21 protein-coding genes and 1 tRNA gene are annotated in these 25,719 nt (G+C 55.0%); 10 read left to right on the top strand and 12 right to left on the bottom strand.

Features of this window, described 5'->3' with window-relative positions; translation table 11 throughout:
* Positions 1-33 precede the first annotated feature (33 nt).
* From folD to SynBIOSE41_RS11465, 4 genes are read left to right on the top strand one after another with little or no spacing between them, the layout of a single operon-like run.
* Positions 34-915, top strand: coding sequence for a bifunctional methylenetetrahydrofolate dehydrogenase/methenyltetrahydrofolate cyclohydrolase FolD (folD, locus tag SynBIOSE41_RS11480; protein WP_186541128.1), 882 nt, complete (start codon positions 34-36; stop codon positions 913-915).
* 53 nt (positions 916-968) lie between these two features.
* Complete coding sequence (gene crtE / locus SynBIOSE41_RS11475; protein WP_186538004.1) at positions 969-1,907, top strand: geranylgeranyl diphosphate synthase CrtE; 939 nt, start codon at positions 969-971, stop codon at positions 1,905-1,907.
* A gap of 2 nt (positions 1,908-1,909) precedes the next feature.
* Positions 1,910-2,416 carry a divergent PAP2 family protein gene (locus SynBIOSE41_RS11470; RefSeq protein WP_186538003.1) on the top strand — a complete coding sequence of 169 codons (507 nt, stop codon included), beginning with the start codon at positions 1,910-1,912 and terminating at the stop codon, positions 2,414-2,416.
* Positions 2,413-3,903, top strand: coding sequence for an ATP-dependent RecD-like DNA helicase (locus SynBIOSE41_RS11465; RefSeq protein ID WP_186538002.1), 1,491 nt, complete (start codon positions 2,413-2,415; stop codon positions 3,901-3,903). Before SynBIOSE41_RS11470 ends, SynBIOSE41_RS11465 begins: the two co-directional genes overlap by 4 nt.
* A gap of 39 nt (positions 3,904-3,942) precedes the next feature.
* Here SynBIOSE41_RS11465 and SynBIOSE41_RS11460 read toward each other — a convergent pair whose 3' ends face one another.
* The 7 genes from SynBIOSE41_RS11460 to SynBIOSE41_RS11430 form a co-directional block, all read right to left on the bottom strand.
* Positions 3,943-4,629 (bottom strand): GAP family protein, encoded by a 687-nt coding sequence (locus SynBIOSE41_RS11460; RefSeq protein WP_066909876.1) that lies wholly within the window; start codon positions 4,627-4,629, stop codon positions 3,943-3,945.
* Positions 4,629-5,222: a histidine phosphatase family protein gene (locus SynBIOSE41_RS11455; RefSeq protein WP_186538001.1), complete on the bottom strand. Its 594-nt coding sequence runs from the start codon at positions 5,220-5,222 to the stop codon at positions 4,629-4,631. The genes SynBIOSE41_RS11460 and SynBIOSE41_RS11455 overlap by 1 nt, the downstream gene beginning before the upstream one ends.
* Positions 5,223-5,313: 91 nt before the next feature.
* Positions 5,314-5,667, bottom strand: a complete 354-nt coding sequence (locus tag SynBIOSE41_RS11450; protein ID WP_066909870.1) for an acylphosphatase — start codon at positions 5,665-5,667, stop codon at positions 5,314-5,316.
* A complete protein-coding gene (locus tag SynBIOSE41_RS11445) occupies positions 5,616-7,010 on the bottom strand; it encodes a cobyrinate a,c-diamide synthase (protein ID WP_186538000.1) in 1,395 nt (464 codons plus the stop codon). Before SynBIOSE41_RS11445 ends, SynBIOSE41_RS11450 begins: the two co-directional genes overlap by 52 nt.
* A gap of 57 nt (positions 7,011-7,067) precedes the next feature.
* Positions 7,068-8,351: a glucose-6-phosphate dehydrogenase assembly protein OpcA gene (locus tag SynBIOSE41_RS11440; protein WP_066909864.1), complete on the bottom strand. Its 1,284-nt coding sequence runs from the start codon at positions 8,349-8,351 to the stop codon at positions 7,068-7,070.
* 45 nt (positions 8,352-8,396) lie between these two features.
* Positions 8,397-9,920 (bottom strand): glucose-6-phosphate dehydrogenase, encoded by a 1,524-nt coding sequence (gene zwf, locus SynBIOSE41_RS11435; RefSeq protein ID WP_186537999.1) that lies wholly within the window; start codon positions 9,918-9,920, stop codon positions 8,397-8,399.
* A gap of 155 nt (positions 9,921-10,075) precedes the next feature.
* Positions 10,076-11,386: an FAD-binding oxidoreductase gene (locus tag SynBIOSE41_RS11430; RefSeq protein WP_186537998.1), complete on the bottom strand. Its 1,311-nt coding sequence runs from the start codon at positions 11,384-11,386 to the stop codon at positions 10,076-10,078.
* A gap of 159 nt (positions 11,387-11,545) precedes the next feature.
* On the opposite strand from SynBIOSE41_RS11430, the gene SynBIOSE41_RS11425 reads away from it, so the two are divergent.
* A complete protein-coding gene (locus SynBIOSE41_RS11425) occupies positions 11,546-12,073 on the top strand; it encodes an SRPBCC family protein (RefSeq protein WP_186537997.1) in 528 nt (175 codons plus the stop codon).
* 117 nt (positions 12,074-12,190) lie between these two features.
* Here SynBIOSE41_RS11425 and SynBIOSE41_RS11420 read toward each other — a convergent pair.
* Positions 12,191-12,263: transfer RNA gene (locus tag SynBIOSE41_RS11420), tRNA-Glu, on the bottom strand.
* Between the two features lie 41 nt (positions 12,264-12,304).
* Positions 12,305-13,456, bottom strand: coding sequence for a histidine kinase (locus tag SynBIOSE41_RS11415; protein WP_186541126.1), 1,152 nt, complete (start codon positions 13,454-13,456; stop codon positions 12,305-12,307).
* Positions 13,457-13,559: 103 nt separating this feature from the next.
* Between SynBIOSE41_RS11415 and SynBIOSE41_RS11410 the strand changes: the two genes are divergently transcribed.
* The 3 genes from SynBIOSE41_RS11410 (at position 13,560) to pepN (ending at position 18,082) form a co-directional block, all read left to right on the top strand.
* Positions 13,560-14,135: a hypothetical protein gene (locus tag SynBIOSE41_RS11410; protein WP_186537996.1), complete on the top strand. Its 576-nt coding sequence runs from the start codon at positions 13,560-13,562 to the stop codon at positions 14,133-14,135.
* A gap of 458 nt (positions 14,136-14,593) precedes the next feature.
* Entirely contained in the window at positions 14,594-15,028 is a 435-nt protein-coding gene (locus SynBIOSE41_RS11405; protein WP_186537995.1) for a hypothetical protein, read from the top strand.
* A 393-nt stretch (positions 15,029-15,421) separates the two neighbouring features.
* On the top strand, positions 15,422-18,082 hold the full coding sequence (gene pepN, locus SynBIOSE41_RS11400) for an aminopeptidase N (RefSeq protein ID WP_186537994.1): 2,661 nt from the start codon (positions 15,422-15,424) through the stop codon (positions 18,080-18,082).
* Positions 18,083-18,555: 473 nt separating this feature from the next.
* Here the strand turns inward: pepN and SynBIOSE41_RS11395 are convergent, their stop codons facing one another.
* Positions 18,556-19,068 carry a hypothetical protein gene (locus tag SynBIOSE41_RS11395; protein ID WP_186537993.1) on the bottom strand — a complete coding sequence of 171 codons (513 nt, stop codon included), beginning with the start codon at positions 19,066-19,068 and terminating at the stop codon, positions 18,556-18,558.
* A gap of 80 nt (positions 19,069-19,148) precedes the next feature.
* Positions 19,149-19,601: a hypothetical protein gene (locus SynBIOSE41_RS11390; protein ID WP_255475734.1), complete on the bottom strand. Its 453-nt coding sequence runs from the start codon at positions 19,599-19,601 to the stop codon at positions 19,149-19,151.
* A 310-nt stretch (positions 19,602-19,911) separates the two neighbouring features.
* Here SynBIOSE41_RS11390 and SynBIOSE41_RS11385 point away from each other — a divergent pair, with 310 nt between their 5' ends.
* Positions 19,912-21,168: an MFS transporter gene (locus tag SynBIOSE41_RS11385; RefSeq protein ID WP_186537991.1), complete on the top strand. Its 1,257-nt coding sequence runs from the start codon at positions 19,912-19,914 to the stop codon at positions 21,166-21,168.
* 1,470 nt (positions 21,169-22,638) lie between these two features.
* On the opposite strand, the gene SynBIOSE41_RS11380 is transcribed toward SynBIOSE41_RS11385, so the two are convergent.
* Positions 22,639-23,742 carry a glycoside hydrolase family 10 protein gene (locus SynBIOSE41_RS11380; RefSeq protein ID WP_186537990.1) on the bottom strand — a complete coding sequence of 368 codons (1,104 nt, stop codon included), beginning with the start codon at positions 23,740-23,742 and terminating at the stop codon, positions 22,639-22,641.
* A 758-nt stretch (positions 23,743-24,500) separates the two neighbouring features.
* Here SynBIOSE41_RS11380 and SynBIOSE41_RS11375 point away from each other — a divergent pair.
* Positions 24,501-25,580: a carbamoyl-phosphate synthase gene (locus tag SynBIOSE41_RS11375; RefSeq protein ID WP_255475733.1), complete on the top strand. Its 1,080-nt coding sequence runs from the start codon at positions 24,501-24,503 to the stop codon at positions 25,578-25,580.
* Positions 25,581-25,719: the final 139 nt, after the last annotated feature.

Raw genomic sequence — 25,719 nt, 5'->3', positions numbered from 1 at the left:
GCGGCATGCTGGATTCAAGTGCATCGGATGTCAATGGCCCTCAGGTTGGATGGCAAGGCCCTGGCCAAGACGCTCGAGCTGAGGCTGCAGTCTCAGATCCAATCCGCGAGTCAGTCCGCCGGTCGCCCCCCGGGGTTGGCTGTTCTGCGGGTGGGTGATGATCCAGCCAGTGCTGTCTACGTGGCTAACAAGGAAAAGGCCTGTGCCCGCATCGGCGTTGAGAGTTATGGAGCTCACCTTCCCGCAGATGCTTCGGCTGAGCAGGTGCTGGAGGCAATCCGTGCGTTGAATGACAACCCCAGGGTGGATGGGATCCTGTTGCAGCTTCCCCTTCCGCAGGGACTCGATGAAACCCCTCTGCTGGCAGCAATTAATCCTGAAAAGGATGCCGATGGTCTGCATACGCTGAATCTGGGCCGGTTGCTCAAGGGTGAGCAGGGCCCCCGCAGCTGCACTCCAGCCGGTGTGATGGCCATGCTGCGCAGTGCTGACATCGATGCTGCGGGGCGTCGTGCCGTGGTGGTCGGACGCAGCATTCTGGTGGGGCAGCCCATGGCATTGATGCTTCAGGCCGCGAACGCAACGGTGACCATTGCGCATTCGCGCACCGTGGATCTCGCTGCCCTCACTCGTCAGGCAGATATTCTGGTTGTAGCGGCCGGTCGTCCGGAAATGCTGGGAGCCGAGCATGTGAGCCCCGGCACGGTTGTGGTCGATGTTGGGATCCACCGCCGTCCTGAGGGTGGTCTTTGTGGTGATGTCAAGGCCGCAGAGCTGGAACCCATTGCCGCAGCGCTCTCGCCCGTGCCCGGAGGCGTTGGCCCCATGACCGTCACGATGCTGCTGGTCAACACCGTTGTGGCCTGGTGCCGTCGCCACGGGGTCGATCACGATCTGGCTGACTTGATCATCTGATGGTGCTTGCGGGCCCGTCGGCCTGACAGAATTCGCCCAGCATTACGCTCCCCATGACCGCCACGGCGACCAGCCCTGAAGGCGTTCCGCCGCCGGGTGAGCTTCAGCAGAGCTTTGATTTCAAGGCTTATTTGAACCAGTCCCGCGAGCGGGTCGAAGCCGCCCTGGACGCCTCGATGGGGCCTGAACGGCCGGAATCTCTCAGGGATGCGATGCGCTATTCCCTGCTGGCTGGAGGCAAGCGACTTCGCCCGATTCTCTGTCTTGCAGCCTGTGAGCTGGTGGGTGGTGATGCCTCGCTGGCCATGCCAACTGCGGTGGCGGTCGAGATGATCCACACCATGTCGCTGATCCATGACGATCTGCCGGCGATGGACAACGACGATCTGAGGCGTGGTCGACCCACCAATCACAAGGTCTACGGCGATGCCATGGCCATTCTCGCCGGTGATGCTCTGCTCAGCCGCGCTTTCGAGATGGTGGCGGTGCGCAGTGCCGATGTGCCTGCCGAGAGGTTGGTGAAGGTGGTCGGAGAGCTCGCCATGGTCTCGGGAGCGCCTGGCCTGGTGGGCGGACAGGTGGTTGATCTCGAATGCGAAGGCAAGCAGGTCGACCTCGAGACGCTGGAATACATCCATCTGCATAAGACCGCTGCGCTGCTGAGAGCCTGCGTGGTCACGGGCGCCTTGATCGGTGGCGCCAGTGATGCCCAGGTGCAGGCCATGCGCACCTACGCCAATGGCATCGGCCTGGCGTTCCAGATTGTGGACGATATTCTCGATGTCACTGCCAGCAGTGAAGTCCTGGGCAAGACGGCGGGCAAGGATCTATTGGCGGACAAGACCACCTATCCAAAACTGCTCGGACTGGAGCCTTCGAGAACCCGAGCCCTGGAATTGGTGAAAGAGGCTAAAGCCGCTCTGCAGCCTTGGAAAAACAAGGCCCAACCTCTGCTGGCTCTGGCCGATTACGTGGCCAGCAGGGATCGTTGAGCATGGATGACGTCTCTCTAAGCATCCCCCTTCAGATTCTGGACAATGGAGTTCTGGCCTGGGGGCTTGCAGCTTGCGGACTAGCTCAACTGTCGAAGTTGCTGATTGAACTCGTCGTCTTTCGCCGCTGGAGGCCTGCGGTTCTGTTCGAAACCGGTGGGATGCCGTCCAGTCATGCAGCACTTGTGAGTGGGACGGCCGCAGCGGTGGGCTGGCAGGAGGGATTCGCCTCTTCTGTTTTTGCCCTTGCCGCCACTGTGGCGTTCGTGGTGATGTATGACGCCAGCGGTGTGAGGCGTGCTGCCGGTTTCACCGCTGAACGGGTCAATGCCTTGCCGGAGTCTCTCTGGAAGACACCCTTCGAGAAACCACTCAAGCAACGGCTTGGACATTCCCGAACGGAAGTGCTGGTCGGAAGCTTGCTGGGCCCCACAATTGCTTTGCTTGGTCTCGATTTTCTGGGATCACCGCTTCAATTGACGCAACTGATCACCAACGCTCTGGGGTGACATCATTTCCCCACGCTGAACTGAGCCTCACCGAGGATCAAAACAAGGCGGCAGAGGCCTTCTCCGACTGGCTGCAGCAGAAGGATGCAAGCCTTCCTTTCGTTCTCAGCGGCTATGCCGGCAGCGGCAAGACCTTCCTGTCGATGCGTTTGCTGAGGCAGGTGGAAAGCAGCGGTCTCTGCTGGACCGTTGTGGCACCAACCCATAAAGCTGTTGGGGTTTTACGACAGGCCCTCAACCTTGAAGGTCTTCAGCCCACCTGGTACCCCTCCACAATCCACCGCTTGCTGCGTCTGAAGCTCAAGCGACAGGGTGATCGGGAGCTGTGTGAATCCACCGAACAAACCGCGGCAGCTTTGGAGCATCTCGGGCTGGTGCTGGTCGATGAGGCCTCGATGGTCGATAGCTCGTTGCTCTCGATCGCCTTGCAGTGTGCTCACCCGTTTAAGACACGACTGGTCTTTGTGGGAGATCCTGCCCAGTTGCCACCGGTGGGTGAAAGCGAAAGCCCGGTGTTCGGCATGAAACGTGCTGTTTCTGCCTGTCTGTGCGAGGTGGTTCGTCATCAGGGTCCAGTCCTTCAGCTCGCCAGCTGCCTGCGCGACGGTCGCTTGCCCTGCGAAGTTCCGCCGCTGCTGCCACCCGTGCGCTCGAATCTGGGTCAGGTGGGTGTGCTGAGCAGAGGCGACTGGTTGTCGCGTGCGCAGGAGGGTCTGCGTCAGGCCGCGGCCTCTGATAACCCTGATGCAGCAAGAATCCTCTGCTACACCAATCGCCGTCTGGAGGCCCTGGTGCCCCATGCCCGCAGGGCCATTCATGGAGAGATGGCGGATCAGATGGCCGTTTTGCCGGGTGAGGTGTTGATCACGCGTACAGCGGTGATGGCACCGGCGTCCAGCGACGGGGGCGAGACCGGTGAAGATCCCGACCTGGTGCTGGGTTCCAATCGAGAACTCGTTGTTGAAGACGTGTCGCCGGAACGCTGCGATCTGGCGGAGTTCGGAGTTGCCGGTGAAGCCCAGATGTCACTGGCCGGTCTTGGCGCTCCGGTGATCGAGACCCTCAACGCCAAGGTTCGCAGCGGTGAGCTTGAGCTCAACCTGCGCCTTCAGCCTCCCTCCGGCAGCCAGGCGAGGGAACACCTGGATGCACTGCTGAAGCGTCTGGCTCAGGACGCAAGGAATGCGGGGAAACGTGGCGGGCGACCGCTGTGGCGCCGCTACTTCCTGGTGAGGGATGCTTTCGCATCGCTTGGGCCTGCTGCTGTGCTCACGGTGCATCGCAGTCAGGGCAGCAGCTTTGGTGAGGTTTTTGTCGCTGATGATGTGTTCCCGCGCAGCCTTGATCGCCTCGCTCCTGATCGGCGGGTTTTTCATCAACAGCTGGCCTATGTGGCCGTCAGTCGCGCCAGGCATGGGGTTTATTTGGTGGGTGACAGCCAACGCAATGCAGCCTCCTGGAGCAAGGCTTTGCGCGGGATGGGCTAGTCGGTCATGGCTTTGACTTCTGAAGGCATGTGATTCGTTTCAGATCACAGTCATGCCACTGACGCCCTGCCATCCCAGGTAGATCCCGAGTCCGAGACTCACCCCACCAACCAGAAGGCTTCCACGGGCAAACAACACCTCTTTCCCTTTTTCGAGAAGTGGAACGACATTCTCGCGGCCGATGACCACGGCCAAGAAAGGGGTGAGCAGAAACAGGCTTGCTCCGAATGTGAAAGCAGCCAGGCCGACTGCTTCCTGCCAGGTGGGCAACTGCGCGGACAGAACCACACCGGCTGACTTGGCGAACAGCACGATGTCGTCGGGGCTGATGAATTCTCCGACGGAACCCAACAACAACAGCAGCGGCAGCGGCATGGCCAGGAAACGGTCGATGCCTTTGGTCCAGGACGGCGGCTCCGAACCCTCGGTAAAGGATTTGATCAGTTCCCGTCCACCGATGGCGACCAGCGCTCCGCCCGCCAGCAGATCCAGGCCCGTGCGGTGATGGGAGCCATGACTCATGTCCAGCACAAGGGAATGCCCCACCGTCACCAGCAGCGTGGCGGCAAGAAGTGTGGTGATCACCCAGGTCGCGACGAACCATCCGCCTCTTTTGATCGGGTTCGGACCCAAGAGCAGCAGTAGGAGAACGGCGATATGGATCGGCGAGAGGCCAATGCCGGTGCCATAGGCCAGCAGTTCCGCCCAGAGGGTTGTGTCGCTCATCAGAACCGGCCGTCAGCAGGCGCATTCCAGCGCACAATCGCATGCTTTCCATGCTCGAAACCAAGCACACAGATACTTCCGGTGCTCAACATCAGCAGCCTGCCGCCCACGGCTCCCAGTCCAAGCCAGGTTCCGGCCAAGGCCCGCAGAATATGCCCATGGGCAAACAGCGCCACATCTCCATTCCCAGGCGATTCCAAGGCAATCCGAATCGCGGTTTCGCAGCGTTTTTGCACGGCCTCAGCGTCTTCGCCATTGGGACAGCCATGGCTGAAGACGCTCCAGTCCGGCACCGTGCGCTGAATCTCCGGAGTGGTGATGCCCTCGTAATCACCGTAATTCCATTCCAGTAACTCCTTCATCACCATCATGTTTGCGCCCAGTCCGCCGAGCTCGCAGGTTTGGCGCGCGCGTTGCAGAGGTGAGCTGAAGACGGCAGCAAAGTTCTGCTGGCTCAGCACAGGAGCCAGTTGACGTGCCTCGTCTTCTCCCTCTGGAAGCAGAGGAAGGTCGGTGTTACCTGTGTGACGTCCGTTGCGAGCCCACTCGGTGGCTCCATGGCGAAGGAGCCAGAGCTGGCGTTGTTTTGTCATGGCCAGAAGGAGCCGTCTCTTTCCAGATTGTGACCTTCAGGGATTGATTTGGCTTCGCCTGCAATCGCTGCAATCGCTTGCGACCTCGTTGTCAGTGACGGATCTCAAACCAGTCGGCACCGGTGATTGGCATCTGACAGGGCCTGACATGACGAACCCTCGCTTCGCTCGGACCCTGTTCACACCAAAGCCTCAGTTCGTTGAGGGGGAGCTGATCGCCTTCGGCTTGCACTTCCACTCTGCCGTCATCGAGATTTCTGACCCAACCGCTGAGACCCAGTTCCAGAGCACGTCTCCGACAGGCCTGCCGGAACCCAACGCCCTGAACGGTGCCTTCCACGAGAAAACGCCAGCGCTCCTGAAGGGTGACTGACCGTTGCCGGGTGCTGCGGGTCACAAAGCGGCGACGTTCCGCTTCGCTGCGAAGCCGAGCACGGCGCGCCATCTGCAGGGGATCATCGAGGATCCTGCCCAATGGAGGTGGACCCAGCTTGCGTGGAGATTGGGCAGGTTCCATCCCTCTGCTCTGCGCTCAACTTTCCATCCTTCAACCTGCCACAGCGGCCCAAAGCTGCCAACGCTTTCATCTGATTCACTGCACAGTTGCCAGCGGTGGAACTCATGGCCCCTGAGCCTTTCACCCTTGCGCAACAGCAGGCTGTCTGTTCTTGCCTCTAGCAGCCTGTAGCCCACCTGCAGCCTTCCGCGTCTGGCTTCAAACGGCAACAGACCAGCCATCGTGTGCAGAGTTCCATCTGGACCTGCCAGACCTCGACCCAGCAGCAGCATCCCTCCGCATTCGGCGTAAATCGGCTTATCGCGAATCCATGCGTGCAGCGATGAGAAGGTTATCTTGCATTCACTCAGCTGCTCTGCATGCAGCTCCGGGAATCCTCCAGGCAGGATCAGGCCGGTCGCCTCTGCTGGTGGAGCGGCATCGCTCAAAGGACTCCAGGACAGCACCGGCATCCCCAGCAGCTCCAGGCACTCCTGCATCTCGGGGTAGCGGAAGTGGAAGGCCTCATCCTGTGCGACGGCGACGGGCAGAACGTGTTGTTGTGAGCTCTCCGGTGCTGGGAAGAAGAGACTTTGAATCGGATCCGGACCGCGCTTGGGTGACTGCAGGAGCGTGCGAAACACGTCCATGTTGAGGTGCTGCTTTGCCAGAGAAGCCCAGTGACCCAGTCGCTTTTGCAGGCAGCTCAGTTCATGGGCCGGAGCAAGACCCAGATGCCGGTTTGGCAGCTCCAGGCTGGGATCTTTCGGTAGGCAGCCCAGGCATTGCACGCCGATGTCCGTGAGCACCTCCTCAAGCAGCTCCCGATGTCTGGGACTGCTCACACGATTCAGCACAACGCCAGCAAGGTTGAGGCGTGGATCGAGATCTCTGAAGCCTCGAACCAGAGCTCCGAGTGAACGTGCCTGACCTCCGGCATCCACCACCAGCACCACCGGAATGTCCAGGTTCACCGCCACTTCGGCTGTACTCCCCTCGGAGCTGGCTCCAATGCCATCGAACAGTCCCATCACGCCCTCAACCAGGGTCATGTCAGAACGCCCGCCATAACCGTTGAAACTGAGCTGAACCCAGTGCTCTCCACAAAGGGGCAGATCCAGATTTCGGCAGGGCTGTGTTGCCGCCAGCGAAAGCAGCTGTGGGTCGAGATAGTCGGGTCCGACCTTGAAGGGCTGAATGCTGTGCCCAAGTTGGCGGGCCCAGGCAATCAGGCAGAGGCTCAGCAGAGTTTTTCCGCTGCCGCTGGCCGGAGCAGCGATCACGCAGGCCATGGTGTGAGCGGAGATGGTTTGAGCGGAGCTACAGGAGAGACCCCGCTTAGCTGGGATTCAGCTGATCAGCTTGGCAGCTAGTGGGGCCGCAGAAGCGAGCAGTGGGTTGGTGGAGTCATGGCCTCCTTCCAGCTGGCGAGACACATCCGCCTCCACTGGGGAATGCTGCACCGGAACCACTTCCTCAATCAGTTCCATGCTGGCCATTCCACCCGCTTCCAGTCGCATGCAGCCTCCGGATTCAGCGCAGAGAATCACGCAGATCGCAGGCTGGTTGTCCGGCTTGCAGATCAGGCGCAGCCCCACAATCTGACCGGGATGAATGCTGGGTTGCCCCATGGGAACCGGCGACACCCGCATCTGAACATCAGTGCCATCAGGGCGCCTGAAGTTGGCGCTGATGCTCTGGTCCGAGTTGCGCTGGGTGTGCTGCAGCTCCCAGCTCAGACGGTCGGCAATCCAGGATGCCAGAAGGAGTCCCTGGACTGGATGGTCGCCTTCGACATCAATGTCGAGTTGAACCACGTGACCAAGTGCATCGCGGCGATGCGGTGGATCGAAGACCATGGCCAGGGTTTGATGCCAGCTGCCAAGCCGCAGCCAGTTGAGATCGTTGACCGCCTGCCCTGCTTCGATCCTTGAGGCCAGCAGGTTGAGGCAGAAACCAGGTTCTCCAAGGGCGGAATCGAGAATCAGCCTTCGTGGTGAGCTGGCAAGTTGTTGCAGAAGCTCAGGGGCTTCATCGAGGGCTCCGTTCCACCACACCCAGGAGGGGAGTTCCTCCGGCAACAGAGGATCGAGAATTGTGAGCCCCTGCTGCAGCGCAGGCTTGCCTCCACGCAACACCACCACATCTCCGCAGGCGACCGTTCCACCGCCTTCTTCAGGAAGCGGGCAGTATGCAGCCACCAGGGTTTCAAGGGGCTGTTCTGAATCGAGGCTTGGCGCCAGAGTGATCAGTCGCCGCGGGCGCAGGTTGCTGAGAGCTGCATCCACGTGCTGGCCGCGCAGATCCTCGCTGGTATGCCCTCCGTCCATTTGGCTGAGGCAAGTCGCCACGGCTCCTGTGAGCGGTGGCGTGCTGATGGGCAGATCGCCATCCACAACTGCCTGACGTCCTGCGGCAATCAGCTGCGATCTCTGAACGCCGGTGATCGGTCCATCCAGGCGGCCCGTGCGCACCAGTTGTTGCTCAACCCAGGCCGGTTGCCAGACGAGCAGGCAGAAGGTGTGAGCTCCGACGTTGTTGGGCTGATCCCGCGACCAGAGTTGCTCTAGGTAGCCAGGTACCTCAGAGGGTGGTAGTTCGAGAGGGGTTTGAAGCGTGAGCTGGGGGGACATGGTGCAGCCAGTTAATTGGGACAGGTTGTGATCAGTCGGATCTGGTCAAGGACGACGCCAGAGCAGGCCATCGCGGGCAAGAAGGGCATCGGATGCAGCCGGTCCCCAGGTTCTTGACTCATAGGGGTGGATCGGCAGCTGCCAGGGGCTGTCTTCAATCAGCTCCAGAAGAGGGGTGTAGAGCCGCCAGGCCGCTTCCACCTCATCACTGCGAGTGAACAGCGTGGGATCGCCGAGCATGGCGTCGGCCAGCAGTCGGACATAGCCCTCATCGGATGGCTCTCCGAACGATTCGTCGTAGGAAAATTCCATCTCGACTGGTCGGCTGCGCATTCCGGAACCCGGAGACTTCACTTCAAAACGGAATTCAGCACCTTCATCGGGTTGAATTCTCAAAACCAGTTGATTGGCGGTCGGACCTCCACCCGCGGCATCAAAAAGGTGCACCGGCGCTTCTCTGAAGGTGAGCACGACCTCGCTGAGACGCTTGGGCAGTCGTTTACCCGTGCGCACATAGAAGGGCACACCCTGCCAACGCCAGTTGTCGATGAACAGTTTCATCGCCACATAGGTTTCTGTCGTGCTGTTGGCATCCACGCCATGTTCCTGGCGATAGCCGGGCAGGGGTGAGTCCTGGGTCCCACCAGGGCCGTACTGACCACGGATGCAGCAGTTCCAGGGTTCGTTTTCATCTGCCAGCCGTGCTGCCTGAAGAACCTTCGCCTTTTCACTGCGGATGGCTTCAGGGTCAAAGCGTCCAGGTGTTTCCATGGCTGTGATCGCCAGCATCTGGGTCAGGTGGTTCTGCACCATGTCCCTGAGGGCGCCTGATGTTTCGTAGTAGCCGGCCCGTTCCTCAACACCGACCGTTTCCGCCGCCGTGATCTGAACACTTGAGATGTAGTTCCGGTTCCAGATCGGCTCGAAGATGGTGTTGGCAAACCTCAGAACCATGATGTTCTGGACTGTTTCCTTGCCCAGATAGTGGTCAATCCGAAAGATCTGATTTTCCTGTCCGCAGCTTTGCACCACCCGATTCAGGGTTTGAGCACTGCCGTAATCCCTGCCGAAGGGCTTTTCGATCACCACACGACTGCGTTGCGGATCCTTCAGCAGGCCTGCATCAGCCAGAGCACGACAACCGCTGCCATAGAACTTCGGAGAGACTGATAAGTAGAAGGTGCGATTGCTGCGGGTGGCTCGCAATCTGTCGATCTCGTCGAGTCGGTGACCGAGCTTCACCAGGTCCTCAGGTTGCTGAAGATCCACCGGTTCGTAGAACATGCCAGCCGAGAACTGCTCCCAGGCCGCACGGTTCTCATTCACCGTGGTCTCCATGGCTTCTGCCATCTTTTGGCGAAATTCCTCATCACTCCATGGGCGCCGAGCACATCCCAGCAATGCGAATTCACTTGGCAGGCGGCGCTGTTTGAACAGCTCGAACAACGCTGGCACCAACTTGCGATGCGTGAGGTCACCACTTGCTCCGAAGATCACCAGGCATTGGGGGGCGATCACTCGCTCCTGACGCAGGCCGACCCTCAGCGGGTTTGTCATCGTTGCGCTCATGACACTGGAAGCTCTGACGAAGGTTTAACCAGGAATCCCCGTGCTGACAGTGCTCCAGAACATCCCGCCATGTTTTGTCGTCGTCTCGGGACAACCAAAACAAAAAAAAAACCCACCGAAAGGTGGGCTTTTGTCGGGAATCAGACCCTGAAGACTCAATAAGTCTCAACGTGCCAGCGGTCGGCTTTCTTCAGCTGAGGACGCAGCTCTGCCCAATCCAGCCCCTTGGAGGATGCAGCAGCTGTCATGGCCTCATCGATGCCAGGTTCCATTCCACGTAATCCACACATGTAGACATGAGTCTTGGGATCTTCGATCATCGAGAAGATTTCATCGGAGTGCTCCAGGACTCGGTCCTGGATATACATGCGACCCCCCTTGGTGTTTTTCTGCTCGCGACTAATGGCTTTCGTGTAGCGGAAGTTGTCAGGAAATTCCTCCTGATACTTTTCGAAATCGTCGTCGTAAAGGAGGTTTGGCGTCTTAGGTGCACCCATGAACAGCCAAGCCTTGCCTCGGAACTTCCAGCCGTTTTTGTCACGTTCGCCGGATTCAAACATGCGGCGCAGATAGGTCCGCATTGGGGCGATGCCGGTGCCAGTGGCAAACATGATGACGTTGGCATCCTCATCTTCAGGAAGAAGCATCTCCTTGCCTACAGGACCTGTGATCTTGACTTTGTCTCCAGGGTTGATGTCACAGAGATAAGTGGAGCAGACACCCTTGATTTCTTCTCCGGCTTCGTTCTGGTATTCGAGCTGTCGGACGCAAAGGGAAACGGTTTTGCCCGCCATGTCATCTCCATGGCGTGTGCTGGCAATTGAGTAGAGACGAAGCTTGTGCGGCTTGCCTTTGGCGTCGGTCCCTTCAGGAATAATGCCGATCGACTGGCCTTCGACATACTCAAGATGGGGATCACCCCCACTGAGGTCGAATGTGATGTGCTGAACGCGTCCAATCGCCCCTTCCTGCAGAAGGCTGTAATTGCCTAGAACGGTTCCGACAAAAGGGGTTTTGGGTTTGTAGAGATTGACGGGAACCGATTGGTGAGCAGACTTTGCAGGAGCCTTGGAAGCATCCACTTTGGTTACATGCTTGGTGGGAGCTTTAGATGCAGCTGCTTTGGAGGCAGGCTTAGCGGGAGCCTTTGCGGCTGCCGGTTTTTCAGCCTGCTTGGCAGAACTCTTCGAGGCGGGAGCCTTCGAGGAAGAAGCCTTGGCAGCAACAGCTTTAGCGATTGTAGCTTTTGTAGCCTGTGCACCTGCCTGGATCGGCTCATTGTTTGGAATCACAGACTGAATCCGGCCACCTCTGCCATTAATGGTCTGAACAGTGGTTTGCAGGCGGTCGTAGGAAACGGTGATTCGCTCTTCCGATCGAAGGTGTTTGCCGGCCTGCAGCCAGACAACGACCAGCGTGAACATCCGTTCGTTGTAGCTGCTGGTACCCGCCGAGCTGACACGCATGGAATGTCTGTTCCCTTGAAAGATCGCGCGATCATAGTCGTGTCATCAAGAGCAAGCCCAAGTCGTTCAGACCCTCACATCAGATTGCGGTCTGACCTTCAGCCTGACTTTCTTTAAGATTCCGTTGTTACCTTTTTCAGGTTGAACTTCGACGACTCCTTGCCGACCCTTCAGCGAGCAACCAGAGGTCGTCAGCAGACGATTGAACAGACTGTTGAGCGTCTGCCACAGGGCGTTCGTCGCTTGGCTGTTCAGCTGCGAACGGATCAGACAGTGGACAACCTTTGGCAGGTGCTCACTGACTACGAAGGGCTTAGCAAATTCATCCCCAATCTCAGCCGTAGCAAGCTGATTGAGCGTTCAGGAAATCGAGTTACTCTCGCTCAGGTTGGCAGTCAGCAACTGGTTTTAGGCCTGAAATTTTCAGCTGAAGTCCAGCTTGAACTCACGGAGCATCGTCCAGAAGGATTGCTTCAGTTCAGAATGCTGAAAGGTGATTTTCGTCGTTTTGAAGGTGCCTGGCGTTTGAAGGCTGTTCCTGATCAAACTCTGGTGCTGTACGAACTCACTGTTCAGGGATGTCAGGGCATGCCCGTTGCACTGATCGAGCAACGCTTGCGACAAGACCTCAATGACAACCTTCTAGCGGTTGAAGAAGAAACTATCCGGCGTTTCGGTGAGGCCTGAAAGGTTCTCTCTACTTGAGCCTTTTGGGGCACTTAAATGAGGCCCTCAGAAGCTGATCAATTGTCATAAAAAACATTCATGCTAGAGATGTTTTGCTGCGAAAAGCAAATCAATCAATACCCCCAAGGGGATTCGAACCCCTGTCGCCTCCGTGAAAGGGAGGTGTCCTAGGCCTCTAGACGATGGGGGCGAGGCCGTGCTCTCAGGTGTTCTCCCGAGCACCAAATGAAATTACGGTTCCGACTGACCCTCCGTCAAGGCAGTGATCAAGTTTTCCTGTCCTTGTCCTTGCCAGACAGGGACATTGAAGGTGAAGCAGGCTCCTTTTCCTGGTTCTGAGACAACCCAGATGCGTCCACCATGAACTTCAACGATTCGTCGGCAAACGGAGAGCCCCACTCCGAAGCCCGATGTTCCTCCTGAGGTTTGGGGAAGTCGTACACGGTCCAGAAAAATGCGTTGCTGTTCTGCTTCGGGGATGCCAGGACCGCTGTCGCTGACACTTACCTGCACCCATTGACTGGTGCGATGCACCATGGCGAGTGCAATTGTGCCGCCGTCCTGGGTGTATTTCAGAGCGTTCTCAAGAAGATTGAGCAGCACCTGACGCATGCGCCGCTGATCCGCGAAGACCAGTGGCAGATCGGCTGGAATGTCTGTGTTGATGGTCACGTCTCGACCGAGCCAGAGCTTTTCCAGTTCAAGAATTGCTTCTGCGGCAATGCTGGCCAGGTCAAGTCGCTGGGGGTTGAAAAGAGCTTCCCAGCGTGTGCTTCCCACCTCCAGCAGATCTTTGGAGAGAAGTGCGATCTCATCGAGCCGTCGCTTCAGGACGTCGCGGAATCGATTGAGATCGATCTGACCCAGTTGCTGGCTCTGCAGTGCCAGCGTCGCTGCCGTCAGGGGCGTGCGAAGTTCGTGCGCCACCATTCTCAGAAGGCGTTCTTGAGATTGCAGACGATCAATCAGCGTTTCATTCTCCTGCCGCAGAACCAACAGCTGATCCTCCAGTTGAAGCTCCCGCTGAGTACGACTTCCGTCCAGCTCGGTGGGCTTGAGGCTCAGGCCCAGTCCGCTCACGACCTCATCCTGCTGCCATCGAGGCACCCAGCCGCGTAGTTGCTGGAAAATGCTGCTACCTGCAAAGACCTGCTTTGGCATGGGTTGCAGCTTCACCAGAGCAGGTGTGACAACCAACCGGTGAAGTTCCAGCAGTTCCGGGTGCTCGACAGGATCAGCAACCTGGAGTGTCACGTCAAAACCGCAGTCCTCCTGTTCCAGGAACTGGATCAGCGAACGCAGATCCCCGCTGGAGAGATGGTGACGACCTGCGACCAGGAGCAGAGTCAGCTGCTGACGTGGTGTGGGATCGATCCCGCCCACCAGGTGTTGCTCCAAAAGATGAGCCTTACCTTATGGGTTTTTGCAAAGGTCAGCAGAACCGCTAAGATGATTTTGAACAGACTGTTGTCAGTCAGGACTTTGCATGGCCCTTCTCCCTGTCGAAAGCCGTGGTGCTCCACCCCCGGACGGTGAGTCTCCGGCTTCGCAGCGGGTTTATCTCGACAGCAATCTCAGGCGTTGGTTTGCACGAAACCTGGGCCTTTGGCGGTCACGACGTCAATACGTTTTCAAAAATGAGGAGGTCCTGTTCCTGGACATGATGATCCGGGTGGAGATCTTTGCGGAATCGAGGGTGGGCAATCCTCACTACCGCATGAGCTGGTGGCCGGAACACGAAACAGATTTCTTTGATCGCAAACCCCGTTATCAGCGTGAAGGGGTGATGGAAGCAACACTGATGGGACACCAGTTGCTGCGTAGTCGTGCCTATCTCGAAGAAGTCGAGTCACGAACGAGGATTCGTCAGGTGGATGAACACGAGGTGGTGTTCGAATCGCATTACCTCGACTGGGATGTCCAGGAATACACACGTCTGATTGATCAGGATCGTTTCCGATCGCGAGCCATCTACAGCTGGCAGAAAGGTGATCTGGAAATCGTGGAACATCACCACGAAACCCGTCTTGAAGATGCTTCGGCTCCAATTGACTCGAATTGAGTTGTGCAGTCCAAGGCGTTCTCGCCTGGTTCCCAGGCATTCCCGTTGGCGAGGTCTTTCGCGGTTCTCTGGTGACAGATTCTCCTGTCGCGCTTTGAACGGCCTTTTGTTTGGATCTTGCTGAGGCCTTGAACAAGGCTTGATCAAGATTCACAGCTTTGTTGCAGCTGCTTGTCATCTGATCCAAGCCAGCCACATGGCGTGAATCCGTCAGGTGTTGCTCGAGATGTTTGCTTGTGATCAGCTATGCATCAAAATTTGACCGCTTTCTAGTGGCTTGATCTGGGTGCCGATCTGTCAACACAGGAATCAATTTTGTTCTGTTCTCGGCTTGGAAACACTGCATACCCAGATTTTGAGCACTCCGCGGTTGGTCTGGGATTGATCTTGTCGCAACAAATACCTAGCCATTTTCAGCTGGTATGAGGCAGCATGGGACCGCTCCCCTAAGTCTGTCAGTGCGTATCCCCCGTCCCAGTCTTTCCAAGGCGTTCAGAACTGTTCTGCTGGTCGCAGCGCTTCCTCTCAATTCTTCCATTGCGTTCGCTCAAGGGGCAGGTGGAGCGAAATCCCCGGCGACAGCGATTGAAATCGAGCGAATGGTTTCAGTTGCTTCGATCAACATGTGCATTTTGTCAAAAAGCAAGGTTCCATTCTTGACTGCAATGCAGGCCAACATGGTGCCGATGGTGAGCTACATCAAGGAAGTCAACGGTTCCAAAATTTCAGGGGTCAAGAACGGACAGGCTTTGACTTCTGAGGAAGTTGCCAATGGTCTGGCGATGCAATTATTGCCTGTCGTCGGCGTTCGTTGTGGAAAGGACTTGCCTCAGGATTACAAAAAAGAGGTTACAAAAGCAGAGAAGCTGCTGAAGTCTCAGTCTGGAAGCTGACCATTGCTTCACCTGATCTATTCTGATCCATTTGGTTAAGATTAGGTCCTTTGAGTGGGTTCAGCAGGGGGCATTAATTGATAAGCCAATCTCTTCTTGTCGATTTGAAGGTTGAGATTGGCTTGATAATAATGGATTGATGTTTTCTTTATGAGTGTCTGGCAAGTCTCGGTAATGATCAGTGCATCGCAGCTCTGAGCCAACTGCTTAAAGTGCACCCCCATGACCTATCGGTCATCACCAGGTCGGCTTGATTTCAGAGACCAATCCACCAACTCCGCACCTCTGTTTGCCAATTCGTCGCTAAAACTCAGAAGTCCGCAAACTGGTGAGGTTTTCCCTCCCGCCATCTGTTGATCGGACGAGCCAGGATCATCAAAGAGTGAGCTGTCTATGGTTTCCACCGCATCCTCTGAGTCGACCATCAGCTGGGCGGGGGTTGCCCCACCAAAGCGGCTATCCGATTACAAACCTTTCCCTTTTGCTATTCCAAGGGTTGAGCTGAATGTGGTGGTGCATCAGCCTGATTCGGTTCTGGTCACGGCCGACCTGCACTTAGAGCCCTCCGATCCCAAGGCAACCACACCTCTGATTTTGAATGGGGTTGATCTTGAATTGATTTCAATCGCTATTGATGGGCACACCCTTCAGAGCAGCTCCTACGGCTTGAACCATGAACAGCTGGAAATTTTTGAACCACCAACTCACCCATTCACGTTAACGACTGTCAGTCGTCTTGATCCTCAGGCCAACACGTCACTCGAGGGTTTGTATGAAAGCGGCGGAATGCTCACAACGCAATGTGAGGCCGAAGGGTTTCGACGGATCACCTTTCATCCAGATCGTCCTGATGTTTTGAGTCGCTATCGGGTTCGGATTGAGGCAGACCGAACACGGTTTCCAGTGCTGCTTTCGAATGGAAATGAAATCAGTGCATCGGCTCTTCTCGATGATGGCTCGCGACATGAGGTTGTCTGGGAAGATCCATTTCCAAAGCCCTCCTATCTATTCGCTCTTGTAGCGGGGGACCTGCGCGAGATCAGGGACCATTACGTGACGGCTTCCGGTCGGAAGGTGACCTTGCGTCTGCATGTGGAGGCAGGTGATGAGTCGTTCACGGCCCATGCCATGGCGTCGTTGAAACGTTCCATGGAATGGGATGAGTCTGTTTATGGACTCGAGTACGACCTTGATGAATTCAATACTGTTGCCGTGCGCCACTTCAATATGGGTGCAATGGAAAATAAAAGTTTGAATATTTTCAACTCGAAGCTGGTTCTTGCTGATGCTGAATCTGCAACTGATGGTGAATTAGAGCGAATTGAAAGTGTTGTTGGACATGAGTATTTTCACAACTGGTCTGGTAATCGAATCACCTGTCGCGATTGGTTTCAGTTGTCGCTCAAGGAAGGTCTCACCGTTTTTCGTGACCAGTGTTTCACCGCCGATCTTCATTCCGAACCTTTGAAACGGATTGAAGATGCAGCGATGCTTCGCAATACTCAGTTCCGTGAGGATGCAGGTCCCACAGCTCACCCTGTGAAGCCGGACTCCTATCAAGCCATCGATAATTTTTACACCACCACGATTTATGAAAAAGGGGCCGAACTGATTCGTATGTTGCGGACCCTGCTGGGGCCTGAGCGGTTCATGCGGGGTATGAGCTTGTTTTTCCAGCGTCACGATGGAGAAGCCGCCACCACAGAGGATTTTGTTGCGGCGATCGTCGATGGTGCCGGTGCTGATGGTCAGCCTCTTGGCTTTGATGTTGAGCAATTTCGGCTTTGGTACCACCAGGCGGGAACGCCTCATGTGGCAGTGAAATCTGTCTGGGATGGTGAATCCGGACGCCTGAGCCTGACGCTGCAGCAATCCACGCCCCCCACTCCAGGGCAGGAAAGCAAGCAAGCTCTGGTGATTCCTGTGCTTTGGTCTGTCTTGCAACCCGACGGATGTGCTGGAGATGAACGGCTGTTTGTGCTTGATCAGGAGGTAAAGACCATCGTCCTGGAAGATTTGCCTCCTGCTGAGCAGCCACCGGTTGTCTCGCTGTTTCGTCGTTTCTCAGCCCCGGTGACCTGGGATGCAGGCCAGACCCTTGAAGATCTGTTTGCGCTGTTTGCTGGGGATAACGATGCCTTTGCGCGCTGGGATGCCGGCCAACAGCTTTGGAAGCGTTTGATCCTTTCCCGTGCTGCGGGAACTCCTCAGGCAGAACTGGAGTCAAGGATGCTGGATGCCCTTCGCCAACTGCTTGCTGGCAGTGGAGAACAGGACCCTGCCGTGTTGGCCACTCTCCTGGCCTTTCCCGGTTCAGCCGAACTCGAGTCGCTTCAGCGCGAAGCCGATCCCCCTGCGCTTGATCGCGCAGCCTGTGAACTGCGAGAGCAGCTTGGATCGCAGCTGGCAGCTTTGCTGAGGTCCAGACTGGATGGCGTTGCGTCCAGCCTGGACCTGGTTTGGCCTGCCGGCCAGGGTGAGCGCCAGCTCACGGGGCTGATCTGGAGCTGGCTGGCTGCTGCCGGTGATTCAAAGGCGCGCTCTGATGCTGCTCAGGCTGTCCAGGGCCCCTCGATGACGCTGGCCCGAGCGGGTCTGCGGGCATTGCAGCCGATTGACTGTGTTGAGCGCGATCAGGCTTTGCAGTCGTTCCACGATCGCTGGCAAGAGCGTCCAGTGATTTTTGACACTTGGTTCTCGCTGGAAGCTTCAACGCCGCGAGCGGATGCCCTTGAGAGGGTTGCTGCCTTGTTGGAACACCCCCGTTATGACCCCATGGCGCCCAATTCCGTGCGTGCTGTATTGGGCGGGCTCGTGGGCAATCCACGGGTCTTCCATGCTCTTGATGGCAGTGGGTATCAGTTCATGGCTGAACAGATCATCGCTGTGGATCAGCGCAACGCCATCACAGCGTCGCGGCTGGCCAAGGTGTTCAGTCGTTGGCGCACCTACGGCAGCGATCGTCAGGCCGCCGTGAAACGGGCATTGGCAACTTTGGCTTCCGCGGATCTGTCCACAAACACCCGTGAAGTGGTGACGCTGATGGAAGCCTGAACCGCGATCTACGGGTTCTGATTGAGCAGGCGAAGTTGGGCCTGGTCAGTTCAATTCAGTTCAAGCTTGTTTGGGTCTGCAGCCCTCCTCTTGCTTGTGGATTCGGTTGCAGCAGTCTCTGTTGATTGTGCAGCGCCTGCCTGACATCGAACAGTTAAGGACAACCGCGTTACGGCCTGTGAAACTCAATTGACTCGGGAATGATGCTCTCTAGGTTGCGGTTACTCGCAGGGGAGGTATGAGCAGCGAAGTTCTTGAGAATCTCCTTAAGAAAGACATTCATGAAGACACTTGGGAATGGTGGAAGTCTCATCTCTACTTTTTAAGACAGGATCAAGATTTTTACGAGGCTGAAGCCGTCTTCAAGGAGTTCAGTATGTATAAAAGCAGGCCTTGCGAGTTCGATTCTTAGTTCAAAGCGGAGTGGTGTTTTCACTATTTCGATATGGATCAAACTGGTTTGTTCGTGATCTTCAAGTCAGCAGAGATGTGATGTCGCTCTCAAATGTGAAGATGCTGTGACTTTGACCTTTTTGCCCAGGTAGCAGTGCAACGGCGCTGATGGCCTTGGGGAACGCCGCTTGACTTCTGGATACAAATGAGGAGAGATCATCGGTAGACCAAAGGCCTTTGATTCCGGTTTGACGCTCCTCAATCAGCCGTTCGTAAGCCTCATTGAATCGTTTGGCGCGGTCCTCATCGCCATTGAGCATCTCTGTGAATGCCACTTCGGGGCTTTTCTCCGTTGCAATGCGAAGCCATTCCTTGACCTCAGGGCTGTCGATTGCGGCTGATGTTGGAACCAGGTTGCCAATGCTTCCGACGCCGATCACCACGGCTTTGATGTCATCCGTACGACCATCGAGAACAACGCAAGGACAGGAGAAATCCCAAGCGCTTACCGCGTTCAGCTTGATTGCTGCTTCCACGAATATCTCTCGGCATTCAGACACCAAGACGTCCAGACGGGCTCGATTTGATGACATGCGCGTTTTCGCTTTGGTCCGAGTCGTAGAAACTTATTCCATTCTCTCGAAAGAGCATTCAGCTTTGTGGATCGCTGCAATCAGGAGAGCCAGCTGGAATCCACCGAGAAAGTGAGAACGCCGTGATCTTCCGTTTCGTTCCCCTCCGTGATGGCGACGCAGGCAATCTCCCCTTGTTCAAAACACTGCTTCGATTTAAGGGCGAATTTGGCAGCTTCGGAATACGACCAAACAGCGATTCCGTGTTGATGGCGTTCATCGGTATAGCGATCCCAGAGCTTTGAGAAGTGTTCTGCTTCCGGTCCATGCATGAATTCATCAAGGGCTTCCTCGGCGCCAACCTGCTTGAAACGCGCCAGAAACGAGCGCAGCAGTGGATTGTCGATCACGTTGCTTGTGGTGATCGTGCCTGTGAGACCTCGCACTGATGTCTTCAGAACTCGTTTGGGATGCTCTCTGGCATCTATGACAATTACAGGGCACTGCAAATCCCAGGTGGCTCTGTTCAGCAGTTCCCTTGCTGCTTCAGACATCTCTTCGCGAAGCTCGCTAATGAGCGTTCTGACAATGAGAGTGGGTTCCTTCATTGTTTGAATTTAAGGCTTGCACCGATCAGGAAAACAGTTCAAGCCTGTCTTCAACCATCCCCTACCACGCAGTGCAGCAAGCCAGATCGCTTGACAAAGGATGTAAGGCTCCGCTCAGAACATGATCAGACGTCATGACTGATCGATTCAGTCTTTTCAGTTCGGTCTTGCCAGTTCAGTCTTGCCAGTGACAGTGACCTGAACGTTGTACTGACTCTGGTTCACTCAGCACAAGACGGGGCAAGTTTTCCCTGCCATGTCACGTCCTACGACATTGAAGACCATCAAGATCTGTCTGGTAGGACTGGCAGATCCTGATGGCGTATCGGGGCTTTTGGCGATGACCAATCAAACCGTGAAACGCTCCCAAACGCTGCGACTGGTGTTTTTAACCCTGGTCAACGACCGGGTGGCACGCACACTGATCAATTGCATCCTTCCTTACATCGTCGTTCGCTTTCACTTGTCCGGTCTGATGCTTGGGCTGATCATGGCGAGCATCACACTGACCTCAGCGGTTTCGGCTCCAATCGCTGGAAGGTTGAGCGATCGTTGTGGCCGTCGAAAGATCCTGCTTGGCTGCCTGGGCATCAGCACCGTCGGCATGTCCATTTTTGGCTTTGCCTCAACTGTTCCTGCTCTGTTCACCGGCCGTTTGGTCGACGGCATCGGTGGTGGCAGCGAAGCGACTTCGGAGGCCGTGATCGCGGACATCACGCCTCGCAAAGATCAGACGAAAACTTTCGGTCTAGTCGCCATGGCCAGCGCCATTGGCCTGATTGCTGGCCCAGGGCTGGGAGGTCTCTTCGCAAGTCTCAATGTGCGCCTGCCTGTCTGGATCGCCAGCATCATGTTGTTCCTTAACGTGATTTTGATCGCTGCTGGATTTCAGGAAACCAGGTGCTCTGATTCACCTAAGCAACCATTTGCTTTGCCAGAACGTTCCTGGCCGAAACTGATTGGTCTTGCTTACACCCTCCTGATGATGGCTGGTTATGGCGGCCTCTATGCAGCAAGTCTGATGTTGCACGGTGTAAACAAGGTGAATGTCAGCACCGCTGGATTTGTGTTCAGTTTTGCAGGATTGCTCTGCGTGCTTCAGCAGTGGCTGATTCTTCCTCGTCTAAGTCGACATTGCAGTGACCATGGAATCTTTCGAATTGGCTGCTGCTTAAATATTGCTGGAGCTGCGGTGATCTGGGCAGTCCAGATTCCATCGAGCTTTGTCACCACTTTGGTGGGTGTCAGCCTGATGTCGATGGGCTTGGCTCTGACTTCTGCTGCGATTTGCTCCTTGTTTGCCCGCGGTTCCTCCTCAGGCCAGGCTATGGGGACACTCCAATTGTTAAAGGACCTCGGGATTGGAATTGGCCCGCCGCTCGTGGGTTACGCCTTTGATATGGTTCTTCGAGGTGCATTCCTGCTGGTTGTATTGCTTGCTCTGGTCGGATTCGTAGTGGATTTGATGGCACCAAGACAGCCACAGATCGACTCACTTTTGAGTGCGCCCTGAATTCTTTGAGCCAGTATGAGATCATGCACCACCAAATTGATTCTGTGATCTTTTGATCAAATAAGGCATGTCAAAGTCATGGCATCTTCTCTCTTTATTTCACCCTTGTCTGTTGCCCTGCAGTTGATATCCCACTAAAGCTTATAAATGTTGGGTATTGATCGATGGCTTTTATCTCCTGTTTGCCTGTGAATAGCGCCGCTAATTTATGGGCGGGACTGAAATTATTGCTTTGTATTGAAACAGTGTTTTGCCTCTTCTTTTGTGCCGCGCCACTACTTATATCCTTTTATTCTGTATCAAATATTTCTTGTAAGGCTCTCTTCCTTCATGACTTATATTCCCAAGCCAGCCATCGATATTGGCAGGTGGAAAAAAGGAGCTGCGCTTGTTAAAAAACCATCTGCCTTCATTCATTAGAATGTTTGGAACTGAATCATCTTGTGGTGATCAGCGGTAAAAGAAATTACCCGATTTGAGGAGGCTTCCTGTATTTGGTGTCATAAATGGGTAGTTCCCACTCGGGGTCAGTGCTTGCGGACACTGCTTTCAGCACGACTTCTCTCAACTCTCTCTTCGGATTTGATTTTTGTTGCTCTTGTGTTGGTTCTTCCATTGCGCTGTCCAATGATTATCCAAACCATAGCCACGGTTCCAGTGATAAGCAGGCATTTCTGAAACTTTCTTCTTTTGTTGTTGGAAACATCTACGGTAAGGATGTCAGCAAGAGGGGAATGCGCAACAGGTCATGCAAAGAGATAGGAGAATTAAAGATAGAAACAACAGGTCAGAAGAACAGAAGGATAAGCAGAGGGATGTGTAGGCGGCACTGCCTTCCGCCTCTCAGTGTCCTTGCAGGACCATCTCTGGCTCATTGAGTGCCATCCAGGCGCTGTCCATAGAGAGGGCATAGAGAATTGGCCCCGACGCCGATATCTGCATGTCCTTTGCAGTCTGTTTGATATGGGCGTGGAAGTCTCACTGTCCATCTTTATCATCACCTTTTGTAAGTTCGCTTCTTTTTCGACCGTTCAACGGGTTTGTTTCTTTTGGACAGCATCTCTGCTGCGTAAGCGGCATGCTGATTGCAAATCTAATTTGTGAAAGTATGTTTGCCCCTGGCTGGGTGCATATATGGACGCCTGCATGTATTTAGAGACAGGAGTGCTGCAAATGATCAAATAGGCGAGAAAACCTGCTTTTGCGTCTTGTGAAGAACGACAAATGCTTGACTATGTGTAAGGGAACAACGGTCTGAGTGTGATTATTATCAAGAATCAGGTTTCTGTTGCAGGCCCAAACCATCGTTCGACGTCCTAACCAGTTCAGGCTGTTCTGGTTGAAGGTCTGAACCTCTCTGGTTCCAAACTCCTTTCACTCCTTGCAAATCCTTGTGTGACTGCATGAGTCATAACTCCTTCTCGTGGAAACCCTAAGAAGCTCCATGTTGAATTGTTATTCGATGGATGTTTACTGGTTCTGAGAGCCCAATTTCTGCAAGGCATCTCGGCGAAACTTTGAACCCTCCTTGCCGCTATGTGCGCCCCACAATCCCTCCCAGTAGAAGTAAATCACCCCATAACCTTGCTCGTTGCTGAGTCGCTTTTTTTCCGTAAGTACAGGGATTGGTGTGGTTCTTTTCCCGAAACCAGCAAGAACTCCGATCTGTACGGGCAACCCCCACTGACGTGCTTTGCGCAATGCGGGTTGATTGAGATCTTTGGCAAACCCCTTGAGTGAATAGGCATAGTTCTGGACGACCAGATCATCAATCAATTCTCCAACGGCCCAGAGCTCCCAGTCCTGCAGCCAGTGGTTGTAGGCAAATCGAAAAGGTCCTGGCGAGAGACTGATGCGTTGTGGGAGTGACTCCTTCTCCAATCGATCTCTCAGTTCTCTCAACAGGCCTGTCAGTTGACGACGTCTCCAGGTCATCCAATAGCGATTGGTGTGATCCTTGGGTGGCGGAGATCCGGTCTGCGTTTCATACAAAGCAGAGGTGAAGGGGTCGTATCCCAGTTCCACCGGCCATGCGAAGTGGTCATCCAGTTGGAGACCGTCCATCCGGCAGCGTTTCATCACCTCCACCACCAGGCCGATGAAACGTTCGCGCACCTCAGGATGGGCGGGGTTGAGCCACACCATTTCCTTGCCGTGCATGGTCATGACGGTGTTGCCGTCAGCTCGTGCTAAGACCCATTCAGGCTGTTGACGAACGATTGTCGAATCAGCCGGCTCCATCAGTCCGTATTCAAACCATGGGATGACCTTCATCCCGCGTTGATGCGCCTGTTCACTCAGGGTGCAGATGGGGTCTAGCTGAAGCCCGGCTTTCTTCAAGGCCGGTTCAACCGGTGCGAAACGACTGCGATGAAAGGTGGTACCGCGACTCCACACATTGGGATAGATGGCATTGAATCCTGCCGCCTTCAGTTCATCCATTGCCCGGATGAGGCTTTGACGGTCGTAGTAGAGACGGCTTGGGCTGTTGGTCAGCCATACTCCCAGCGTGCGCCTGGGTTGAACTGAGGGCAGCTGTGCTGATGCTGGAGCTGCAATGCAGATGCTCAACATTCCAGCAATCAGGCCTGCGCTAGTTAGGTGGAGCTGATTGTGAGTGCGGGTAATCGGTTCTGCTGAGCAACGGTTGTTAGCCCTCATAGGACGTTTGCGATCGTTTGAGGGGTGCTTCCGCCCAATGTTCTAGCTCAGTGATGCGCCTCCGATAACTCTCGTGGTTTAACCCATAGCGCACCTGCGTAGTGATGCTCGAACCTGAAGCTCATCGCCTTTCGAGAACGGATTCCTGTGCAGTAATCCAAAACTGTAATTGTGGTGGTGGCTGGTTCTTCATTAACGCTTGATCGCAGAAGAATTATTTTGTCCATTTTTGAAAAATGTGATCTTGAAATATTGAGTCGTGATCGCTAAATTGCTGATTTAAAGATTATGCCCGTATTCGAGAGAGGTTCTGTGTTGAGGCTGGCGCTATTCATTGTCTGCTCCATCTCTACGGCATAGATGAAGATTGATTTTGTATCTGCGGATGCTTTTAGGGTGGTCTTGTCAGGCTTATTCTTTAGACTCATTCTGATTCTCGGCTCTTAAATATGTCGGTAATAGTATCTAGATTTCTCTTTGATGCCTGGCACGATTGAGCTTGGTTAAAGCCTGGTCAATAAGTTGATGTCACTAAAAATGTGACATTAAAGCTCCGCCAAGCTAGGGGTTTCCATGACCTGCTGATGAGCAGCAAAGCTGAAACTGCCTACCGCAGCTGGCATCAGCAGTAAAAGCGGGGCAATGTGCTCAGCAATGAGGTGTTGAGTCCAATGCAGCGTTCTTTGCGCCTGTCGTTATCGCTGAGCGGTGTTGCTGCACTGGCACTCGCTAATACACCTCTGCTGCCTGCATCTGCTCAAGAAGAAGAGGGCAGTGCAGATGATCTCGGGGTCATGGAGATCAACCTCAAGGATGCGGTCAAGTTCAACTGGGGTTTTCAAGGCGCACTCCAGGGAGCAGGCACACCCAATCAAGCCGGTATCGGCGGGTTTCTGCCAATTGCTGTGGGCGAGAACAGTGTGTTCTTTGCTGATGTTCTGCTCAACGCCAACTTTGCTGATTACGGCGGCACCAGCAGCATCGTCAACACCGAGGTCGCTGGTACAACAATCAGCACCTCATCAAGACTTGGCTACCGCTGGCTGAATGGCGACCGCTCCTGGATGTTCGGGGCGAATGCTGGCTATGACAGCAGGCCAATGAATACAGGCAATGCTGACTCAGGTGTCACGCTCTACGACAAGGAAAGTGCTTTTTTCCAGCAAATCGCCGCTGGGTTAGAAGCAGTCTCTGATACCTGGAACTTCAATGCCTACGCTCTTGTCCCTGTCGGTGATACGGAGCAGCGCCTCAATAGCCGTTATCTCGGCGGGGCACTTGATACCTATGGCCTGGATGTTGGTTATTTCATCACCCCTGAACTCAATGCCTCTGTTGGTTACTACTACCAAAGCGGAGATCTAGGAGAAGCAGATGGTTCAGGCGTACAGGTGGAGCTGGATTATCAGATCGCTGATGGTTTAACTGCTGGCATCAATGTTTCCTATGACGAAGCTTTTGAAACCAGAGTTTCAGGAAACATCAGCTATCGCTTTGGTAGCAATAGTACTGCTGCGGAAATCAAGAAAAAAGCATGGCAAAAACCAACCATTCAAGGTTTGTCTGAAAGCGTTAAAAACAGGAATATACGCATTCATGATGCAGCAAAAATCACGGGTCAGCGCTGCAACAAAGCTTCAATTACAACAGATGTTAATAAGCATAAATATCATTGCAGAAAAGAGCGCTTTACGACCGCAGGCAGCATTAACACATACACTAAATTAGTTTGGACTACGGGCTTATGGTAAGGCTAGAAGTAGGATAAAAAGAAAAACTTTCTATCAGATCGTGGCTGCTAGGAAGGCCTCAAAAGCGTAATTTAATCGTTCAGCGTCTGGTGGGTCTGGGTTTAGGACTCACTTACTTGGTGCGATTTATGTAATATCT

The organism is Synechococcus sp. BIOS-E4-1, assembly GCF_014279995.1.
Taxonomy (GTDB): Bacteria; Cyanobacteriota; Cyanobacteriia; order PCC-6307; family Cyanobiaceae; genus Synechococcus_C.
The sequence above is the reverse complement of the archived record's forward strand: the minus strand, read 5'-3'. Positions and strand labels throughout refer to the sequence as shown.

Excerpts from the sequence above, each read along its gene's own strand:
- folD (WP_186541128.1), top strand. The coding sequence starts at position 34 with ATGGCCCTCAGGTTGGATGGCAAGGCCCTGGCCAAGACGCTCGAGCTG.
- crtE (WP_186538004.1), top strand. The coding sequence starts at position 969 with ATGACCGCCACGGCGACCAGCCCTGAAGGCGTTCCGCCGCCGGGTGAG.
- SynBIOSE41_RS11470 (WP_186538003.1), top strand. The coding sequence starts at position 1,910 with ATGGATGACGTCTCTCTAAGCATCCCCCTTCAGATTCTGGACAATGGA.
- SynBIOSE41_RS11460 (WP_066909876.1), bottom strand. The coding sequence starts at position 4,629 with ATGAGCGACACAACCCTCTGGGCGGAACTGCTGGCCTATGGCACCGGC.
- SynBIOSE41_RS11455 (WP_186538001.1), bottom strand. The coding sequence starts at position 5,222 with ATGACAAAACAACGCCAGCTCTGGCTCCTTCGCCATGGAGCCACCGAG.
- SynBIOSE41_RS11450 (WP_066909870.1), bottom strand. The coding sequence starts at position 5,667 with ATGGCGCGCCGTGCTCGGCTTCGCAGCGAAGCGGAACGTCGCCGCTTT.
- SynBIOSE41_RS11445 (WP_186538000.1), bottom strand. The coding sequence starts at position 7,010 with ATGGCCTGCGTGATCGCTGCTCCGGCCAGCGGCAGCGGAAAAACTCTG.
- SynBIOSE41_RS11440 (WP_066909864.1), bottom strand. The coding sequence starts at position 8,351 with ATGTCCCCCCAGCTCACGCTTCAAACCCCTCTCGAACTACCACCCTCT.
- zwf (WP_186537999.1), bottom strand. The coding sequence starts at position 9,920 with ATGAGCGCAACGATGACAAACCCGCTGAGGGTCGGCCTGCGTCAGGAG.
- SynBIOSE41_RS11430 (WP_186537998.1), bottom strand. The coding sequence starts at position 11,386 with ATGCGTGTCAGCTCGGCGGGTACCAGCAGCTACAACGAACGGATGTTC.
- SynBIOSE41_RS11410 (WP_186537996.1), top strand. The coding sequence starts at position 13,560 with ATGGCCCTTCTCCCTGTCGAAAGCCGTGGTGCTCCACCCCCGGACGGT.
- pepN (WP_186537994.1), top strand. The coding sequence starts at position 15,422 with ATGGTTTCCACCGCATCCTCTGAGTCGACCATCAGCTGGGCGGGGGTT.
- SynBIOSE41_RS11395 (WP_186537993.1), bottom strand. The coding sequence starts at position 19,068 with ATGTCATCAAATCGAGCCCGTCTGGACGTCTTGGTGTCTGAATGCCGA.
- SynBIOSE41_RS11390 (WP_255475734.1), bottom strand. The coding sequence starts at position 19,601 with ATGTCTGAAGCAGCAAGGGAACTGCTGAACAGAGCCACCTGGGATTTG.
- SynBIOSE41_RS11385 (WP_186537991.1), top strand. The coding sequence starts at position 19,912 with ATGTCACGTCCTACGACATTGAAGACCATCAAGATCTGTCTGGTAGGA.
- SynBIOSE41_RS11380 (WP_186537990.1), bottom strand. The coding sequence starts at position 23,742 with ATGTTGAGCATCTGCATTGCAGCTCCAGCATCAGCACAGCTGCCCTCA.
- SynBIOSE41_RS11375 (WP_255475733.1), top strand. The coding sequence starts at position 24,501 with ATGCAGCGTTCTTTGCGCCTGTCGTTATCGCTGAGCGGTGTTGCTGCA.